This window comes from Pseudomonas sp. P7779, from assembly GCF_013386315.1.
Classification (GTDB): Bacteria; Pseudomonadota; Gammaproteobacteria; order Pseudomonadales; family Pseudomonadaceae; genus Aquipseudomonas.
The window spans coordinates 1-17,532 of the sequence record NZ_JACARZ010000087.1 but is presented as its reverse complement, the minus strand read 5'-3'; the positions used below and the strand labels follow the sequence as shown (position 1 = coordinate 17,532).

General features: G+C 61.3%; 16 protein-coding genes. 5 read left to right on the top strand and 11 right to left on the bottom strand.

The genetic code is table 11. From position 1 onward, the window contains the following. Window positions 1–25: 25 nt before the first annotated feature. Window positions 26–286 carry a hypothetical protein gene (locus HX869_RS23960; protein WP_003217933.1) on the bottom strand — a complete coding sequence of 87 codons (261 nt, stop codon included), beginning with the start codon at window positions 284–286 and terminating at the stop codon, window positions 26–28. 343 nt (window positions 287–629) lie between these two features. On the opposite strand from HX869_RS23960, the gene HX869_RS23955 reads away from it, so the two are divergent. Then, the gene (locus HX869_RS23955; protein WP_178903748.1) at window positions 630–1,958 is read left to right on the top strand and encodes a sigma-54 dependent transcriptional regulator; all 1,329 of its coding nucleotides are present in this window, start codon (window positions 630–632) and stop codon (window positions 1,956–1,958) included. A gap of 65 nt (window positions 1,959–2,023) precedes the next feature. Here HX869_RS23955 and HX869_RS23950 read toward each other — a convergent pair whose 3' ends face one another. From HX869_RS23950 to HX869_RS23920, 7 genes are all read right to left on the bottom strand, one after another. Further along, window positions 2,024–3,337 (bottom strand): autotransporter domain-containing protein, encoded by a 1,314-nt coding sequence (locus HX869_RS23950; protein WP_043224814.1) that lies wholly within the window; start codon window positions 3,335–3,337, stop codon window positions 2,024–2,026. Between the two features lie 49 nt (window positions 3,338–3,386). Next, a complete protein-coding gene (locus HX869_RS23945; protein ID WP_003217939.1) occupies window positions 3,387–4,136 on the bottom strand; it encodes a hypothetical protein in 750 nt (249 codons plus the stop codon). A 37-nt stretch (window positions 4,137–4,173) separates the two neighbouring features. After that, window positions 4,174–4,854 (bottom strand): C39 family peptidase, encoded by a 681-nt coding sequence (locus HX869_RS23940; RefSeq protein ID WP_003217941.1) that lies wholly within the window; start codon window positions 4,852–4,854, stop codon window positions 4,174–4,176. A 61-nt stretch (window positions 4,855–4,915) separates the two neighbouring features. Then, window positions 4,916–5,611: a hypothetical protein gene (locus HX869_RS23935; RefSeq protein WP_178903757.1), complete on the bottom strand. Its 696-nt coding sequence runs from the start codon at window positions 5,609–5,611 to the stop codon at window positions 4,916–4,918. 79 nt (window positions 5,612–5,690) lie between these two features. Further along, a complete protein-coding gene (locus HX869_RS23930) occupies window positions 5,691–6,248 on the bottom strand; it encodes an adhesin (RefSeq protein ID WP_178903747.1) in 558 nt (185 codons plus the stop codon). A gap of 1 nt (window position 6,249) precedes the next feature. Beyond that, window positions 6,250–6,696 (bottom strand): hypothetical protein, encoded by a 447-nt coding sequence (locus HX869_RS23925; protein WP_003217947.1) that lies wholly within the window; start codon window positions 6,694–6,696, stop codon window positions 6,250–6,252. 318 nt (window positions 6,697–7,014) lie between these two features. Further along, window positions 7,015–8,010, bottom strand: a complete 996-nt coding sequence (locus HX869_RS23920) for a FecR family protein (RefSeq protein ID WP_087694374.1) — start codon at window positions 8,008–8,010, stop codon at window positions 7,015–7,017. 152 nt (window positions 8,011–8,162) lie between these two features. On the opposite strand from HX869_RS23920, the gene HX869_RS23915 reads away from it, so the two are divergent. Then, on the top strand, window positions 8,163–8,432 hold the full coding sequence (locus tag HX869_RS23915) for a PepSY domain-containing protein (protein ID WP_003217951.1): 270 nt from the start codon (window positions 8,163–8,165) through the stop codon (window positions 8,430–8,432). A gap of 41 nt (window positions 8,433–8,473) precedes the next feature. Here HX869_RS23915 and HX869_RS23910 read toward each other — a convergent pair whose 3' ends face one another. Then, window positions 8,474–13,588 (bottom strand): dermonecrotic toxin domain-containing protein, encoded by a 5,115-nt coding sequence (locus tag HX869_RS23910; RefSeq protein ID WP_178903746.1) that lies wholly within the window; start codon window positions 13,586–13,588, stop codon window positions 8,474–8,476. A 170-nt stretch (window positions 13,589–13,758) separates the two neighbouring features. Between HX869_RS23910 and HX869_RS23905 the strand changes: the two genes are divergently transcribed. Next, window positions 13,759–14,796, top strand: coding sequence for an Ldh family oxidoreductase (locus HX869_RS23905; RefSeq protein WP_177080529.1), 1,038 nt, complete (start codon window positions 13,759–13,761; stop codon window positions 14,794–14,796). Between the two features lie 40 nt (window positions 14,797–14,836). Here HX869_RS23905 and HX869_RS23900 read toward each other — a convergent pair whose 3' ends face one another. Further along, window positions 14,837–15,157, bottom strand: coding sequence for a YqjD family protein (locus HX869_RS23900; protein ID WP_003217958.1), 321 nt, complete (start codon window positions 15,155–15,157; stop codon window positions 14,837–14,839). 175 nt (window positions 15,158–15,332) lie between these two features. On the opposite strand from HX869_RS23900, the gene HX869_RS23895 reads away from it, so the two are divergent. Further along, complete coding sequence (locus HX869_RS23895) at window positions 15,333–15,584, top strand: hypothetical protein (RefSeq protein WP_003217960.1); 252 nt, start codon at window positions 15,333–15,335, stop codon at window positions 15,582–15,584. Here the strand turns inward: HX869_RS23895 and HX869_RS23890 are convergent. After that, window positions 15,559–16,476 (bottom strand): LysR substrate-binding domain-containing protein, encoded by a 918-nt coding sequence (locus HX869_RS23890; RefSeq protein WP_178903745.1) that lies wholly within the window; start codon window positions 16,474–16,476, stop codon window positions 15,559–15,561. The two genes, HX869_RS23895 and HX869_RS23890, sit on opposite strands and share 26 nt — an antisense overlap. Before the next feature lie 92 nt (window positions 16,477–16,568). Between HX869_RS23890 and HX869_RS23885 the strand changes: the two genes are divergently transcribed. Further along, window positions 16,569–17,495 (top strand): carbon-nitrogen hydrolase family protein, encoded by a 927-nt coding sequence (locus HX869_RS23885; RefSeq protein WP_008432044.1) that lies wholly within the window; start codon window positions 16,569–16,571, stop codon window positions 17,493–17,495. Window positions 17,496–17,532 lie beyond the last annotated feature (37 nt).

Below are 17,532 nucleotides of genomic sequence, written 5' to 3'. Positions count from 1 at the left end.
GGGTGCCGTCTCACGCACGCTTCAGTTACTTGGGCATTGCCCAGGATTGCAACTGGTAGCCATCTTTGTCGAGTTCGGCACGGGCCTGCAACAGCAAGTTCTCAAGCTGTGCCGGGTCGGTATAAGTGCTGGAAGACAGCTGCTTGCTACCGATACGGGTATTGGTGCGGTCGATGACGCTCAGGCTCAGGGCGCCGTTGCCATCGTGCCAGGCCACACATTGAAAGGGCTGGAAGGCACGGTCTGCGATCAAAAGAGCTTCGTTGATGCGGAGCGGGGCGTTCATGGGGTCTTCTCTCTAAATGCCCATTCAAGTGGAAGCCGTTGGTTGGGCGTGCCTAACGACTGGTTACTTGTACTGATGCACGATCACCGGGTGCGGGTCACATGTTAGAAGAAGATTTTTTAACTTTCCCTGATTAAAGTCATGTAAGGGGCTATTTTGAAAGCCTCATGAAAGTTACGCCGCGGCAATTGACCGCACCCGACTGACATAAAAGACCCGGTTCGTTCGCGACTTATAGCGAATCGGTACAAAGGGTGCGTCAAGATCTTGCTAGGGTTACCAGCAGACTTTGCAAATAGTTGTTTTTAAATAACTTTAACGATTTTGACGCCAAGGAATAGTCATGATTGTTACACCTGTCCCGCGCCGCCTGCTTGTGGTCGATCCCTGTGATGACTGCCACCGGCTATTGCCCGGTTTGCGCGCAGCGGGGTGGGACGTGGACAGCTGCGCCCTCGAGTCGGTGGGTGAGCGCTCCTGTGACGTGGGTTTGTTGCGCCTGCAGCCGTTTCACCTGGAGCGACCCGAAGCGGTCAAGGAACTGATCAGCCGCAGCGGCACCGAGTGGATTGCGGTGCTTAACCAGGAAGTGCTGCGCCTGCAGAATGTCGGCGATTTTGTCTGTGAGTGGTTCTTCGACTTCCATACCTTGCCGTTTGATGTGTCACGGGTGCAGGTCACCCTGGGCCGCGCCTTCGGCATGGCGCGCTTGCGGGGCAAGGGCAACAACGCGCCTGCGGGCCAGCCGGAACACGAGTTGCTGGGGGACAGCCGTCCGATCCGGGAATTGCGCAAGCTGCTCGCCAAGCTGGCGCCCACTGAATCCCCGGTGTTGATCCGTGGCGACAGCGGCACCGGCAAGGAATTGGTCGCGCGCACCTTGCATCGCCAATCCCAGCGCCATGCCAAGCCGTTTGTGGCGATCAATTGCGGGGCGATTCCCGAACACCTGATCCAGTCCGAACTGTTCGGCCATGAGAAGGGCGCCTTCACCGGTGCCCATCAGCGCAAGGTGGGGCGGATCGAGGCGGCGCACGGCGGCACCCTGTTTCTCGATGAGATCGGCGACTTGCCCATGGAGCTGCAAGCCAACCTGCTGCGTTTTCTCCAGGAAAAACAGATCGAGCGAGTCGGCGGCAGCCAGCCGATTGCGGTGGATGTACGCGTGTTGGCGGCCACCCACGTCGACCTGGAAGCCGCGGTGGCAAAGGGCACTTTTCGCGAAGACTTGTATTACCGGCTCAACGTCCTGCAAGTGGTCACCGCGCCGTTGCGCGAGCGCCACGGTGACGTGGCGATGCTGGCCAACCATTTTTCACACTTCTACAGCCAGGAAACCGGCCGCCGTCCCCGCAGCTTCAGTGAAGACGCACTGGTGGCCATGGGCGAGCACGGTTGGCCGGGCAATGTGCGCGAGTTGGCCAACCGCGTGCGGCGGGGCCTGGTACTGGCGGAAGGGCGGCAAATCGAAGCCGTTGATCTGGGATTGCAGAGCCAGCAGGCAATCGCGCTGCCGATGGCTACACTGGAGGATTACAAGCACCGTGCCGAACGCCAGGCACTGTGCGATGTGCTCAACCGGCACAGCGACAACCTGAGTGTCGCGGCGCGTGTGCTGGGGGTTTCCCGGCCGACGTTCTACCGGTTGCTGCACAAACACCAGATCCGCTAGGGCGGGTAAACCGAAAAGCCCCGCAACGACCCTTATCGTTGCGGGGCTTTTCCCGTTGTCATGCCTTAAAAGTAATACGGGAACTTCAGGCTGAAGCTGAACGACGGCGCATCCGGTGTGATCCCGATGGCCAGGTTCGGCACGATGGTCAGGTTGTCGCTTGCCGCAATCGTCATGCCCACATTGAAGTAACCCGCGTTGGCATCGCTGGAAACCACTGACTGCCAGTCGCCGCCATCCGGCTTGAGCTTGCTCTTGCGTTGCACCAGGTCGGACACCGAGAACGACATACTCATCTTCTCGTTCAACGCAAACGCCACGCCTGCGCCGATCTGGAAGCTGTCGCCCAACTGCACTTTCCCCGGGGTCTTCTGGCCGACCTGGGAGCTGATATCGCTGAACGAGTCTTCGAAGTTGTGGGTGTACGACAGCGAGCCGAACAATACCGCCGGGTCGAAGGTCTTGACCAGCGAGATACCCGGCGTGATCGACCACACACCGTTGCCGGTGGGCAGGCTTTCCGGCACGAAGAGGTTGGTGTTGCTGGATGACTGGACCAGCTTGATCCCAAACGGATCTTCGCCGGTGGGCGCCTTGACCCGCACCGACACCACGGCATCCGGCAGGTTGACGCTCTCGTCGAGGAATTTGTAGGCAATCCCGAAGTTGACGTCGCCGATAGTCGGGTCACGCGTGACCGATTGTTCCGAGGTCGCGGTGCCGCTGCCACCGTTGGCACCACCGGACTGATAGGTCGACTCGCGGTACACCACCGGCACGTTTATATCGAACTGCCAGCGGTTGTCGAGGTTGTAGCGGCCCGTGAGGTCGACGGTCCAGTTATCCGACTTGATCCGGTCCAGGTTGATGTTGCCGAGGAAGATCGAGTCCAGCGCCAGGAAGCCGTTGAGGGTCAACTGGCGGGCATCGTAGCGGGAATAGGTGACGCCGGTTTCAAAGCTGAACTTGCCGTTGCCAAAGAACCCGCTGGCCTCGTTATACAAGTTGCTCACGCTCTGCGCCGGGGCCGAATCATCCTTGAGGGACTGGCCGTAGGACGCGCCACCGGCTGCACCGCCCGAGGCCGCAGCCGCGCCGACTCCCGGCGTGTTGCCGGCCACCGTGGTGCCGCCTTTCTGGAAGTCTGCCGGGGATTTGGCCAGGCGTTTGGGCGGCGGCGCCACCGGTTGTTCTTCCACCTGGCGTACCCGTTGCTCCAGCACCGCCAGTGCTTTTTGCTGCACTTCGTAGCGTTGCTTGAGCTCCAGCAATTCCTTTTTCAATGTGTCTATGTCGGTGTCCGGCGCGGCATACAACATGGATGCGGGCAGGAGCGTGCTTAAACAAATTACGGCACGTAACGATAGCGATCGATGCATGGAATAAGCCGTCCCTTTCTAATGCGCAAGTGTCGAGGCACAGCGTAGTTCAATAACCGTTAGGGCGTAGGCCCCTGAGCTGATTCAGGTTGAGGTTCTGCCCCAAATTGTTCAAACCGTTGTTGCCCAGCACCACATTGAGTTGGGTCATGTTGCTGACGAAGTTGCTGTTACCCTGCAAAACCGTGCCTTGCAGGACATTCCCGGCGCCGATCTGCTGCAACGAATTGCCCTGATTGTTGTTGGCCAGGATCGCCATTTGCAGCCCGCCATTGGCGGCTGACACCGTGACCTGGCCGGCACCCGTGCTGCCGGTGACCGACTGGCCAGCCACCAGGGCTTGTCCGGACTGGACGACATTGGCCGGCGACAAGCCATTCTGGTTCACATTGATATTCACGTTATTGCTGGCGGTGTTGCCATCGCCGGCGGCGCGCACGCTTTGGGTCACGCCCTGGCCGCTGCCCAGGCCGGCACCACCGACCACCGTGCCGGTGCCATTCGGCTGGTTGGGCGAGACTTTGGTGGGGCTGTCGGTTACCTGCACATAGAACTGCGGGGTGACGGTCGACGCGTTGACGTTCATGCTGGCCGAGCCGGTCACGCTGTCGCCGGCGGCATTGGTCCAGGTACTGCTCATCACGATGCCAAAACTGATGATCCGCCCCGGCATCACGTAGCGACCACGCAGGTCAGCCAGTTCCGAGTCCTTTATTTCAATCGGTTTGAACACCGATGACGCATAAGCGGGCATTGAGGCTGCCAGGCACATGACCGTCAGCCAACGGTAAGTGTTCATCGTTTGCTCCTGGAGCGTCCTGCCCCTTATTGCGCTTCTAGAAGAAGTCGCTCTGGATAAAACCGAAGTCCATCAATTCACTGTCCCGCACCGGACTGAACTCATTGATTCTGTTTTTCGCCGTCAGTGGGGTGGGCGGGTCGAGCAGCACGTTGGTCTTGTCATAACCTTCGCCCAATACCGCGAAGACGATGCCATTCCAGCCTTTGACGAAGTCGTCGCGGGCATAGCGTTTATGGCCCAGTACCGGGTCGCCGATGTACACCCAGTCCTTGTCGGCGCGCTGCATCACCACGAAGTGCTTGTAGCCGCGAATCTCCAGCAACACCACCACCGGGATCTTCACCGTGAGCAGGGTGTCTGCATTGATCCGGTAACCCCGGGCGCGCATCCCGATGCTTTCCAGGTAGCGCTTCATGTCCAACATCGAAAAGCCCTGGGTACGCACCAGGTCCTGATCGGCGTTGACCAGCATGCCCTTGATGATGTGGTCTTCATCCACATCCATCCAGTAGGCCTGGCGCAGGATGGTGGCCAGGGCGGCGGCACCGCAGCTGAAATCGGTTTTCTGTTCCACCAGGTTGGCGAACTTGCGTTCACGGATGCTCTCGACCTTCTTGAAGATCACGCCACCGCCGGGCATGGCAGCAATCGCCATTTGCCCCGCCCAAGTCGGGCCGGTGAGCAATAACAGGAGGGTGAGGGCGATGATCCGCATGATCGAATGGCCTGGAGGACACTGGAATAAAAAGGGGCCTTGTCGCCAAGGCCCCGTTGCATCAGAAACGTACGCCGGAGGAAATCACAGTGGTGTTGCCCTGCTGATTGCCCACGCCTGCAGCAATGTTGGCGCCCAGGTTGCCCGAAGAGCCATTAAGCGAGTTGTTGGCGCTGGCGTTGTTCACGACAGGCAGGTAAGTGTGGCTGCCCCATGGGCCAGACTGAGTGGCCACGGTATTGAGGAAGGTGTTGTCGACGCTGGTTTGAGTGGTGTTGCTCGAGGCAGCGGCGGCGGCACCACTGGCAGAAGCAATTGCCAGTTGGTTTTTCTGTTGGTTGAAGTTACCCGCGGCAACGCTCACACCCAGGTTGCCGGAGCTGCCGTTGGCCGAGTTGTTGAGCGAAGCGTTGTTGTGGGTAGCCACTTGCACCGAGACGTTGTTGCGGTTGTCTTGGGTAATGGTAGCTTGGGCAAACACGGCATCTGCATCACCGGCCGCAATGGCGGTCTGGTTGTCTTGTAGGTTGCCGTCACCCGAGGCAATGTTGGCCTGGGCGTTGCCGCTGCTGCCGTTCAACGAGTTGTTGGCCGACGCGTTGTTCTGGGTGCCCAGGTTGAGCACGCCATTGTGGTTGCTCGATTGCGCATCGGAAACGGCGGCTACCACAGCGGTAGGCTGATGAGTAGGTGGGTTGGCATGTGCGGCGGCAGCCATGATTGCAGCGAGAGCGAAGGCCAGTGGTTTAAGAGCCATTGTAGTTTTCATGGTATTTCCCCTTGCTTCTAATTAGTTGGTTAAGTGTTGGTACGGTCCAGCTTCGAGCTCCAATGAATCATTGGATCTGTACGTTCAGGGCGTTAGCCATGCGGTTCCCCACCCCGGCACTCTGATTCACCTGTACCACTCCACGGCTGCCGGTGAAGGCCTGGTCGCTTGTAACGACCTGGCGGCTGCCAGTGGTAGAGGTGAACCCTGAGTTTGGTGACAGCGCCACGTTCTGTTGCGACATGACGCTGTCGTCGATGCTTTGCGGGCCAGCATTCACGCTGATCCGCACCGCATTGATCATCTGGTTGCTGGCCCCGGCCGACTGGTTGACGCCCAGTACACCGCTGCCATTGCTGAAAGAGCTGCCCTGGATCGCCACCCTGGCGTTTTGGGAGCGATCGGCCGGTGCGCCGCCGATGGTCTGGCTGAGGGCACCGCCCGCCTGGGAGTTGCTGCCCGCAGAAATCGCGCGGCTGTTGAGCTGTTGTTGCTGATTGCCGGCCGCCTGGTTGATCGAGACGATGCCGTCGTATTGCTTGCCGGAGTTGTCGATCACTGCGCTGTTGTCAGCCATGGCCGCCGAGCAGCCCAGGATCGCCAGGAACAACCAGGAATGGTTCATCTCACTGGCCTCCCATCAGGCTGCCGATATTGTTCAAAGGCGCCATGCCGCGGGAGATTGAGCCGTTGATCTGCCCCGAGAGGCTGGAGCCGCCACCATGGCCGGCCGCTGCGCCGCCACCAAGGCCTACGCCACCCCCGTTGTTGGTCAAGCCGGGAAGGTTGCCGCCGGGCAGGATGGCGCGAGTGATGCTGGAGCCGCTGCTGATGTTGGCGTAGTCGTTGTCGCTCAGCTCGCTGGTGGCCCGCAGGATCTGTGGAGAAGAATTGGCATTGACGGTGACCGGGTTGGGGTCGACGCCAGCGGTGCGGCCAGCCATGTGGCCCTGGACGGTGCGCTGAATCACGATCACACCGTCGCCTGCCGCGAGCACCGGGAGGCTCACGCTGGTACTCAGTACACAGCTGATCAGCAGAAGGCTCAATGAGCCTGGATTAAGTGTCTTCACGACGGCATTCCTTATTCTTGGCGCTGACCCTAAACAGCGCTGTCAGGAAGAGAGCAGGAGCTGTGCCGCTTTTGAATTTGGGATGACATTCATGGGGTTATGAGCGCGGGGGATAGAATGCACAGTGGATGTGTTTCAACTGTGAGACAGCGGGCCTTTGTCCAGCCCGCCTGGCAGGTGTCTCAGGGATGAAACACTGCGCGCCGTAAACCCGGCACTCCGCAGCCGGCTGTCAGCTCAGCCGGTGCAAGTGTTTCAAAAATGGACGATTTGACGCAGGCAGCATCCGGGAGGAGGGCGCAGGCCCATGACCCTGGCTCAGCTCTTTGGGGTTTTGCGCGGAATGGAATTGAGCACGGGGTTGCCGTCCTGGTTCTGGGTCAGGTAGACCGGCAGGACCTTGGGCAGGGAGGGGACGAGGTTGGACACCTCGTTGATGTTGTAGATGCCACCAATGCGGATCGCGCCGGTGCCGGCGTCGGCCAGCATCACGGGTTTGCTCAGGTAGCGATTGATCAGCGGCAACGCGTCGGCCAGGGCCAGGTTGTCGAGGATCAGCTTGCCTTCACGCCAGGCCAGGGCCGTGTCGCCCGGGGCAATTGGCTGGGCCTGGGGGCTGGCATCGCCACGGTTGTAGCTGGCCTGCATCCCGGGTGACAGGCGCAGGCCGCTGTGGGCGTCGTCGCTGCTCACCAGCACCGAGCCTTGCAGCAGCATGACCCGCACATGGTCTTCGTATTTCCAGACATTGAACTGAGTGCCGGTCACTCGAACCTGGCCGTCCCCGGCGTGGACGATAAACGGATGTTGCGCGTCATGGCTGACCTTGAAAAACGCCTCGCCTTTTTTCAGGGTAACCCGGCGCTGATCCTTGAAATTGCTGTAGACCAGTTCGGTGCCCAGGTTAAGTTCAACCTGGCTGCCGTCGTCAAGGGTGACCTGGCGCAAGCTGTTTTCAGCTTCGTAATGGTTGTACGAGCTGGGCAGCCAGCCTGCTTCCCAGCCGGTAAAGGCCGCCAGTGGCAAGGCCACCAGGCATATCGCCGCCGCTACCGCGTAGTTCCTCAAACGGCTGCGAGGTTGTCGCCGCGCCACGACGGGGGCCGGCTCGCTGCGGGGCAAGTGATCGGCAACGTCCCAGATTTCCAGCATCGCGGCGTATTCGAAGGCATGCAGTGGATGCGCATCGTGCCACTGCTCGAAGGCCTGACGCTCCGCCGTCGTGCAATCGCCAGCGTGCAGACGCATGCACCAGTGCGCAGCGGCATCGGTGATGGCGTCGTATTCGGCTTCTGATAGGGACTTATCTGTCATTAACTCATCCTGATTTCCGACATTCTAACCTCCACAGCAGGACGGCGAGAACAGCCATCATGGCGAATGCACATCAATTGGAACTAATTCTCGTCTGCAGGGCCCTAAAAAATTCAGGACAGGTAACACTCATTCCCTAATGGAGCACGAAAATGCTTAAGAAAACCTTAGCCGCCGTTGTCGCAACCACCGCCTTGCTCAGTGCTGGAGCCGCCCTGGCGGACAAACCGGGCGCAGGCTGGATCACCATCGAAAAAGCCATCGAGACCGCCAAGACCAAGGCTGGTTACGTCCAGATCTACAAGATCGAAGCCGATAACGATGGCTACTGGGAAGGTGAGGGGCGCAAGGCCGATGGCGTGGTCTATGAGTTCCGCATCGATGGTGAGTCGGGCAATGTGTTGCGCGATCAGAAAGACTGAATGAACTGACGGGTGCGGGCGTTCGGCCCGCACCCTGTCTGTTACGGTGTGGCTTCGGCAATCGAAGGCACGGGGTCCAACTGGCGCCCCAGGGTGGTGATCAGCAAGGTCAGTGAGTCGGCGTTATCCATCTGTGTATTGAACCGCCGCGTCAGGTTGGTTTTGAAAATTCCCCGCGCGTTGCTCAAGTCCACGCCTCCGGTCGTGGCAAGAATCTGCTGCTTGATGTAGTCATCTTCCGGGTCGGTCCCCAGGTCGAATCCGGTAGGCCCCCACGCGTCCGTTGATTTGAACAATTGCCCAACAGGCGTGTTGATCGAGTACGCATTCTCCTGCACGTTGCGCAGCCAGTCCTGAAGATCGCGACCGGCTTGGGTCTGTACTTCAATCAGGTCGGAAAAAGGTGATGTGGAATTGAGGTAGGCGACGTCGGCGGTATTGCTCACGATATGAGTCAACTCATGAATCAAGGTGGTCGCGCGGGCATGGGCTCTTTGGTCGAAGTGATTGATCAGGCGCCCTTCGAAATCGGCCGTAGGCGGGTTGAAGAAGTTTTCAGTGAGGTAGATGCGTCGATCCGGGTCGCCGTCGATGGTAAACGCCCAGTGCCGTTCGGGTTCGGCAATATGCGCACCGGAGACGAAACGCCGGGAATTGAGCGAGTAGAGTGTCGGCTCCAGCGCCTCATCGAGGAGGGCGGTCACCGTGTCCATGAGTTTTTGCGCGAGGGCTTCCGGAAACTTGGCCGGGCCGGTGTCGGCGTCTATCGGGATGCCGAAGAAGCGGTTGATAAAGCGATGCACCCGGGTCACGGGCGGATACTGGTGGTCGAGCAGTTTCAGGTTCTGCTGGCAGTTGTGCAGGTAGAAGGTTGCCAGGTCCAGTGCCTCGACGATCGCCTGGGCCCTGGAGGGCGACACACGCCGAATCTCGGCGAGGCCGCGGGCCTCGACGTTCATCACCTGGTCCACGGCTGTCCGCACCTCACGGCGGTCCATCATTGCACTCCACCCGGGGCCGTGGCGGCGAACTGATGCTCTTGGGTCCAGGGTCCATTTGCGGTTGGCATCCAGGCGCATAAACGGTCCTTTGGACCGTGCACTGAAAAGCCGCCAATGGCCTTCGACCTGCCTGGCGCGGTAGACCTTGCCTGCGCACGGCAGGTAATGCCGGTTGTCCGTCGCTGTGTAGACGCCCGTGTTGCCTGCCGTCAGGCCCTCCAGGCTGATGTCGCAGGCTTCGTACGCTTGCAGCCGGGTTCGGGCCCGGGCGGTGACGTCGATGTCGTGCCAGGCACTGGCCGTTTGCGTCGGCGCGGGTTGCGCGGGGGCGGTGCCTGGTGTCGAGGGTTCATCCATCAATGCGCGGATCGAAGCCATTTGCGCGACACCGCCGATGAAGGTTTGCAGCGCCTCGCGCCAGCGGTGTTGCTGCAAGTCTTCGGCAGAGGCCTGGAACAGTTTGTAGCTTTGCCAGATCACCAGCGGCACCATCAGTTTGCCCGGCAGCAACGCCTGCGCGTGCTGCAGTCCGCTGCTGAACAAGGCTTTGAGGGTGTCCCAGGCTGACCGGCCGTTGGCCTGGGATTGCTGTTCAAACAGGTTCGAGATCAATCCGATGTTGTCGCGGTACAACTGCTTGAGGGCGTGGCCCCTGATCGGATTGGCCCCCAGGGTGATTTCCGAGGTTCCCCCGACCGTGCTGGCCCAGAGGTGTCTATACGTGGCTTGCTCAGCCTCTGGCAGGCGACCGATCACCCAGTCCTGCAAGGGGCCGGGCAGGTTGAGCCGGCGAATCAAATCCGCCTCGTTGTCGAACTCCTGGAACGCCTGTTGCGGCCCATAGGGCGCATACATCACCAGCGGAGTGCTTTCGGCGGCGCTGATCAAGTAGACCCCAAGGGTCTTGATGGTCCGGGCCCCCGCCGTGGCGATCAACTCCAGCGGACGCACTGTCGAGGTCGCGCCCTCGACCGCTGCGCGGGCGAGCGCGTCCGGCATGTCGAGGACCTGTTCGACCAGGCTCAGGCCCGCGGGTGATAACAGTTCCTGCAGCCTCAGCGCGTGGGCATTTTGCAACAGTTGCCAGGGCAGTTGCCGAATAAACCGGCGCTCCCGCACGTCTGCGCCCGGCTTGCCCGGGGTGAGTTTTTCGACCAGGCAAGCCTGGTGGTCCTGCTTGAGGGGCAGGCGCGCGAGGATCTGGCGCACCACAGCAGGTGTCAGGCCGGCGGCTGTGGACTCGACATCGAATGCAGCAGCTTGCTGGCTGACGTGATTGAGGGCGTAGTCCACCAGGTTCTGCCGCTGGCCGGCCAATACCAGCTTGGGCAGGATGTAGACGTCTTGCGGGCGCACGTCATAGGGCTGCAACAAGTCGATGAGCTTGCTGCCGAGATACGCTGGCAGCGGCAGGAAATCGTCAAGGTAGTCCTTGTCGTCCGTGAGGCTGTGGCGGTATTGCTCAAGGATTTCGACATGGCGACGCTGTTGGCTGACAGACGCCATCCCCAGCCAGGCGGGCAGTGATTGTTGTGCCATGAAGGTCTGGGCGATTTGTGAGGCATGGCTCAGGTCGTTGGCCGGCAAGGCCTTTTCCAGCCCCCCGAGACGCTTCAGCAAGGCGTCCCCTGAGAGCGTCAGGGTGAGGCAGTGAGCCCGTTGTGCCCTGTAATGATCAATCCAGGACTGCTGGCAGTGCTGTGCGACTGCGCCGTTGATCAGCATGAACTGACCGAGTGCGCAGGCCTGGTGCGGTTTGAGATAGCGCGGGTCGAGATTGGCCAGTAGCTGCCTGCGAAGGTCCGGGGCGGCCAGTCGTCGTTGCAGTTCTGTCTGCAATTGGCTGACGTTGGCGAAACTCTCCAGGCCGCGCGCCGGCGTCCACAGCACGGCCCGGCCTGAGTGGGACGGGGCCAGGCCGCCGCGTTCGGTGAGCATCAAGCAATGCGCCAGGGGCACCCGTTGCGTCAGGCCCTCAGGTTCGACGGTCAACGCATAGGCATCCGGGATGAATCCACCCAGGCCCTGGCGCCGGCGGCGATCAGGGTGTTGAAGATCAAACACCGTTTGCACGATCGCCTCATCACGCGCGTCCAGGCTGTTGTTGAGGCGCCTGAGCCTGGCTTCGCCCTGGATCGCCACCGCCATCGCATGGGCCATCGGCGCCTTGAGCTGTTCCAGGTATTCGCGGGGAATATCGGCAATGTTGGAGTGATGAAACTTGACCAGTGCGGCATCGAGCGCCGCGTTGGCTTGCGCTATGTCCAGGCCGCCCAGCGGTGTGACAGCCCCATCGCCCTGGCTGGCGTAAAGGCCATAGTGCGGCGTTTGCGGAATCGGCCCGCGCTTGTGTATCAGGCGCGCAAGAAAGTAACTGCGCAGGCTCTGGCTTTCCAGGGGCGCAGTGGCGGGTGTCGCGCTTGCGCTGGCGGCGTAGCGATTGACGTAGATCTTGCCGGGATCGTGGCCAGCCAAGCCGCGGCGGTTGAACTCGGCGGTGAGCGCCTGATTGACGGTGTTGGCCAATGTGGGTTGCGCTCGCACCTGGGTTGCCAGCGTGTCCTGGATATCGGTCATCTGCTTTTGCAGCAGGGCGGCACGTTCGGCGGCCAGCGACACCGGGCGAGTCGGGTCGGCCAGTACCGAATGAGGCGTCCAGCGTCCCGCGGTATCCAGGCCCGGGAGGTGGCTGTCGATCATGTACCGCACATCCAGCGCGTAGTCGAGCAAGGCCGAGGGGTCAATGCCGGCGCGGGTGCGTCGGTACAGGTCGAGTGCGTAGCGTAGGTTCTGTTGCTGCTTGCCGATGATGGTTTCGAGCACCTGCTCAAACAGATTGCCGGCGATGGGAGTGCCGGAAAACTGCGGCGTCTTGAACCCTACAAACAGCGCCCGCTCCTCCAGGGACATCAGGTTGTAGAGGTCGTCTTCATAGCCTGGCGCCTTGACCATGGCCTTGAGGGTGTCCATCAGGTCGTCGTAGGTCCCGAGCACCTGCAGGCCCTTCTCGGGGGTGTAGAGAAAGGTCTGCGAATTGCCGATCATCAAGGTGCTGGCCAGCTCGACGGCGTTGCTCGGCTGCTCCCAGATCTGTACGTTCTCGACGCGCAGCGTCTGGCTGTTCGGGGGGGCCTCGTTACCCTGGGAAGAGTACAGCGCTGCTAATGCGCGGCTTTGCTCCGGACTGATGATGGATTGCTGGCGCTTGAACAGCAGATCCAGTTGCGCATTGGCGGCCATGGCCCGGGCGAACCAGGCCCGACGCGACACGCCCGGTGCGATCTCGCTGTTCCAGAACGTCTCCAGTGCACTGTGCAGGAACGGGATCAGTTGGCCGGCTGCTTGTTTGATCGCGGTTTCCCAACGCTGCGTGTCGCGGGCCTTGGCGTCGGCAGGCCGCTTGGGGTGGAAGAACTCCCGGGTTTGCCCGGCGGGCCAGGCTTGTTCACGGTAGTACAACAGCACCGCGTCATTGAGTTGCAGCGAGTCGAGCCAGCGAGGCACCGTGTGCCCAACGGGCTGTATGGCGAAAAAACTCACGTGGGCTTCGCCGGGGCTGAGCCCGGGGAACAGTGGGCGGCAGACGCTTTCGAGCAGTTTTGAAAGCAGGGCGCCGAGGGCGGGCAACTGTTTCAACGCCGCCAGCAGCGCCTGGCGATTATTCTCCTGATAGCGTCTGAGGGTTTTTTCCTGTTCACCCAATACGTCGCCGAGCATGGCCTCCGGTGTCAGCACCAGTCGGTTGTCGAGTAGCGGCGATGGTTGTTGCTGCAAGGGCAGGAAGTACAGCAGTTGCGTGGCGCTGTCCGGGGTTTTCAAGCGCTCGGTCAGTGCTGTCAGCAAGTGGGCGGGGCTGTCGAATTTTTCCAGGCCGCCGTACGGGGTGTAGAGCCAGGCATGTGGGTAGGCGCTGGTTGAACTCATCATGAAGCTGCCGGCCAGTTCGACGGCATTGGCAGTGCTTTTATTCAACCAGATGCGCTGCGCGATCATTGGCGGCGACTGTTGGCGACGGCCTGCATCGCTGGCAAAAAACACCTTGCCGAGAAACTCGATGTCCCTGCTGTCGATGTTCAGCTGGCGCTCACGGTCCAGCGCCCTCCAGCCCACGCGCATGGCTTCGGGGAAAAAATACGGGAGAGGGGTGTGGCTCATCATCCTGATCCTTGAAGAGTTGCGTGCCTGCAACCTATCCAGGCCTGGCGCCACGAGGGGCTAGATATGTCTGGCGCTCCCTGTCGACAGCCATGGGGCAAACCCTGTCTAATCGACGGACCGATTCTTGTACGCTGTTGCCCATTCCAATAATTAAACGGGAGCTTCAGATGTCTGCATCGCCTTTGGATGTCGAGTCTTCATCAGAGCGACTCAGTTATGCGCAATTGACCGACCTGCTGCGCCAGGTGTTTGTCCGCCACGGTACGTCGGCCGATGTGGCCCAGGTGCTGGCCGAGAACTGCGCCAGCGCCGAGCGCGACGGTGCCCACAGCCACGGTGTATTCCGTATCCCCGGTTACGTCTCGACCCTGGCCAGTGGCTGGGTCAACGGCAAGGCGGTGCCGGTGGTCGAGGATGTGGCCAGCGGGTTTGTGCGGGTGGATGCGGCTAACGGCTTCGCCCAGCCCGCGCTGCAAGCCGCCCGTGCGCTGTTGGTGGAAAAGGCCCGCAGTGCCGGGATTGCCTTGCTGGCGATCCATAACTCCCACCACTTCGCGGCGCTTTGGCCGGATGTCGAGCCTTTTGCTGAAGAAGGCCTGGTGGCCTTGAGCGTGGTCAACAGCATGACCTGCGTGGTGCCCCACGGCGCCGACCGCCCGCTGTTCGGCACCAACCCCATTGCCTTCGCCGCGCCCCGCGCCGATGGCCTGCCGATCGTGTTTGACCTGGCCACCAGCGCCATCGCCCATGGCGACGTGCAGATTGCTGCGCGCAAGGGCGAGCGCTTGCCACCCGGCATGGGCGTGGACAGCCTCGGCCAGCCGACCCAGGACCCCAAGGCGATCCTCGAAGGCGGCGCACTGCTGCCGTTTGGCGGGCACAAGGGGTCGGCCCTGTCGATGATGGTCGAGCTGCTGGCCGCGGCCCTCACGGGCGGTAACTTCTCGTTTGAGTTCAACTGGTCCGATCACCCCGGCGCTCGCACCCCATGGACCGGCCAACTGCTGATCGTGATCGACCCTAGCAAGACCGCCGGGCAGAGCTTCGCCGAGCGCAGCCAGGAGCTGGTGCGACAGATGCATGCGGCAGGGTTGCGGCGTTTGCCGGGGGATCGGCGCCATCGCACACGGGCGAAGTCGCTGTCAGGCGGGATCGAGATCGAAACGCAGGAATTGAGTCGGTTGCGGGTATTGGCACAGGCCTGAAGCGAGCTGCGCCCGGGGAGGGCGCAGCCGTTGCATCAGATCAGTTGCGGCGGCCCAGCAACAGGCCGACTACCAGGCCAAACCCGGCGGAAATCGCCACGGTCTGCCATGGGTGGCCACCGATATAGGTTTCGGTGGCATCCACCACCGGCTTGCTGCGCTCGCGCACGTTGGACACCGAGTCCAGCGCCTGCTTGAGCTTGATGGCGACCTGTTCACGCAGGGTTTCACCTTCTTCCCCCACCAGTGACGCGCTACTTTTGAGCAGCTTGTCCGATTCTTCGATCAGTGCGGTCAGCTCACTGAAGGCTTGGTCCTTGATTTGGTCTTCGACGGCTTGGGCGGCAGATTTGCGAGCCATTGGGTTAACTCCTTGCGGGTGAATGTGGCAATGAATGCGCTTGATGAAGAATGGAGTGTTTGAAGCGGGCAAAAGTTGCAGTTTTTTTCCTGTGGTCAGCTTAGGAGAAATCCAGGCCAGGAAATTTCAACCTACAGTGTAAGATGTCACCTATTTGTGCAGCAGGTAATTCAACATGAGCTTCAATCTGGCCAACAAGCCCCTCGCCGAGCGCGCCGCGCTGGAAGATGAAAAGTCCCGTCTCTACGACCTCTGGCAAAGCAACCTGGGCAAGGCCAAGGGTGAGGCCGCCCGCCTGTTTGGCGAACGCGCCAAGCGCAAGGGCAAATGGGCCGAATGGGTGCGTGCAGAACTGGACGGCATGTCACCGCCGGAGTTCTCGAACATGGTGCGCAGTGAAGTCAATCGCCTGATGGCGGCGAAGTAAAACAAGCCTCGATTGCCTCGCGCACCTTGAGCAGCAACGGATCCAGTTGCGCCTGGGTGCGCCAGCCCAGCTCCACCGGGTAACGCGGCAGCGCCAGCGGGCAAGGCAGCTCCCTCAGTCCGGTCATCTGCGCGATGGCCTGGGCCGCATGGCCGGGGATGGTCGCCACCGCCTGGCTGCCCTTGAGCAGGAACGGCAGCGCCGCGAAGTGCGTGGTCGAGGCACCTACGTGGCGGCTCAGCCCCTGCGCGGCCAGGCCCTCGTCGGTGATCCCGATAAACCCGCCGGATGACACCAGCACATGCTCGCGCCTGACGAACTCGTAGAGGTCGATGGCCTGTTGTCCCGGCGCCAGGCTGTCGGGGTCCACCAGGCACGCGTAATGGCCTTCCCCCAATACCTGCCGGCTCAACCGGCGCTCGGCAAACCCGCCGGCGGTGATTGCCAGGTCCAGGCTGCGGTCGAGCAGGGCGTCGGCAACGATCTGGCTGTGGGTCTGGCGGAACATCAACCGCAGCATTGGCGCACGCCGGGCAATCTCTTCAATCAGCCGCCGGCCGTAGGCGATTTCGAAATCATCCGATAACCCCACCACCACCGAACGGCCCTGATAGTGATTGCCCAGGGGATCCACCATCGCCAGGCTCTGGCGGCAGCGATCCAGCGCTTCGCTGATCACCGGCTTCAACTGATTGGCCCGCAAGGTGGGCGCCAGGCCCCGGCCGGTACGCACGAACAACTGATCGCCGTACACATCGCGCAAGCGGCGCAGGGCTGCACTGATCGCCGACTGCGTGACGCCAAGGCGCAGGGCGGCACGGCTGGCACTGGATTCGTCGTGCAGGGCCTCGAAGGTTTTCAGCAGGTTGAGATCGACGTTGGCGATATTCATATGGCTCATATCAGTTAGCAGCGAAGCGGGCTTTATTCATGGTTGCCGCTGGCCGGAGAATGGGCAACCCCCATTGATACGGAGTGATCGTGATGCCTGTTTCTACCGTGGCTGCGCTGCAAATCGGTTCCTTGCCGGGTGGCAAGGCTGAGACCCTGGAACAGATCCTGTCCTACGAGGACGAAATCCTGCGCAGCGGTGCGCAACTGGTGGTGATGCCGGAAGCGTTGCTCGGGGGTTATCCCAAAGGTGAAGGCTTCGGCACCCAGCTGGGGTATCGCCTGCCTGAAGGGCGCGAGGCCTTTGCGCGGTATTTTGCCAATGCGATTGATGTGCCGGGTGTGGAGACCGAAGCGCTGGCCGGCTTGTCGGCGCGTACCGGGGCGAGCCTGGTGTTGGGTGTGATTGAGCGCAGTGGCAGCACGTTGTATTGCACGGTGCTGTATTTCGAGCCGGTTGGCGGGTTGGTGGCCAGGCATCGCAAATTGATGCCTACCGGCACTGAGCGGCTGATCTGGGGCAAGGGTGATGGTTCGACGTTGCCGGTGGTTGATGCCGCGGTAGGGCGCATCGGTGGCGCCGTGTGCTGGGAGAATATGATGCCGTTGTTGCGCACCGCGATGTACGCCAAGGGTGTGGAAGTGTGGTGCGCGCCGACGGTGGATGAGCGGGAAATGTGGCAGGTGAGCATGCGGCATATTGCCCATGAGGGGCGGTGTTTTGTGGTGAGTGCGTGTCAGGTGCAGGCGTCACCCCAGGCGTTGGGTGTGGAGGTGGCGAACTGGCCGGTGGATCGGCCTCTGATCGCGGGGGGCAGTGTGATTGTCGGGCCCATGGGGGACGTTCTTGCCGGGCCATTGCTCGGTGGGGCGGGGTTGCTGGTGGCGCGGATTGATACGGATGATTTGGTGCGGGCGCGGTATGACTATGATGTGGTTGGGCATTATGCCCGGCCGGATATTTTCGAATTGACCGTGGATGAGCGGGTTAGGGCGGGGGTGCGGTTTATTGTTGACTGAGTACATATCCGTTTCTTCGGTAACGGCGGCTTATGGT

Coding starts and splice junctions, on each gene's coding strand:
- HX869_RS23950 (WP_043224814.1), bottom strand. CDS start 3,337: ATGCATCGATCGCTATCGTTACGTGCCGTAATTTGTTTAAGCACGCTC.
- HX869_RS23960 (WP_003217933.1), bottom strand. CDS start 286: ATGAACGCCCCGCTCCGCATCAACGAAGCTCTTTTGATCGCAGACCGT.
- HX869_RS23955 (WP_178903748.1), top strand. CDS start 630: ATGATTGTTACACCTGTCCCGCGCCGCCTGCTTGTGGTCGATCCCTGT.
- HX869_RS23945 (WP_003217939.1), bottom strand. CDS start 4,136: ATGAACACTTACCGTTGGCTGACGGTCATGTGCCTGGCAGCCTCAATG.
- HX869_RS23885 (WP_008432044.1), top strand. CDS start 16,569: ATGCCTGTTTCTACCGTGGCTGCGCTGCAAATCGGTTCCTTGCCGGGT.
- HX869_RS23905 (WP_177080529.1), top strand. CDS start 13,759: ATGTCTGCATCGCCTTTGGATGTCGAGTCTTCATCAGAGCGACTCAGT.
- HX869_RS23920 (WP_087694374.1), bottom strand. CDS start 8,010: ATGACAGATAAGTCCCTATCAGAAGCCGAATACGACGCCATCACCGAT.
- HX869_RS23915 (WP_003217951.1), top strand. CDS start 8,163: ATGCTTAAGAAAACCTTAGCCGCCGTTGTCGCAACCACCGCCTTGCTC.
- HX869_RS23900 (WP_003217958.1), bottom strand. CDS start 15,157: ATGGCTCGCAAATCTGCCGCCCAAGCCGTCGAAGACCAAATCAAGGAC.
- HX869_RS23940 (WP_003217941.1), bottom strand. CDS start 4,854: ATGCGGATCATCGCCCTCACCCTCCTGTTATTGCTCACCGGCCCGACT.
- HX869_RS23930 (WP_178903747.1), bottom strand. CDS start 6,248: ATGAACCATTCCTGGTTGTTCCTGGCGATCCTGGGCTGCTCGGCGGCC.
- HX869_RS23935 (WP_178903757.1), bottom strand. CDS start 5,611: ATGGCTCTTAAACCACTGGCCTTCGCTCTCGCTGCAATCATGGCTGCC.
- HX869_RS23895 (WP_003217960.1), top strand. CDS start 15,333: ATGAGCTTCAATCTGGCCAACAAGCCCCTCGCCGAGCGCGCCGCGCTG.
- HX869_RS23890 (WP_178903745.1), bottom strand. CDS start 16,476: ATGAATATCGCCAACGTCGATCTCAACCTGCTGAAAACCTTCGAGGCC.
- HX869_RS23910 (WP_178903746.1), bottom strand. CDS start 13,588: ATGAGCCACACCCCTCTCCCGTATTTTTTCCCCGAAGCCATGCGCGTG.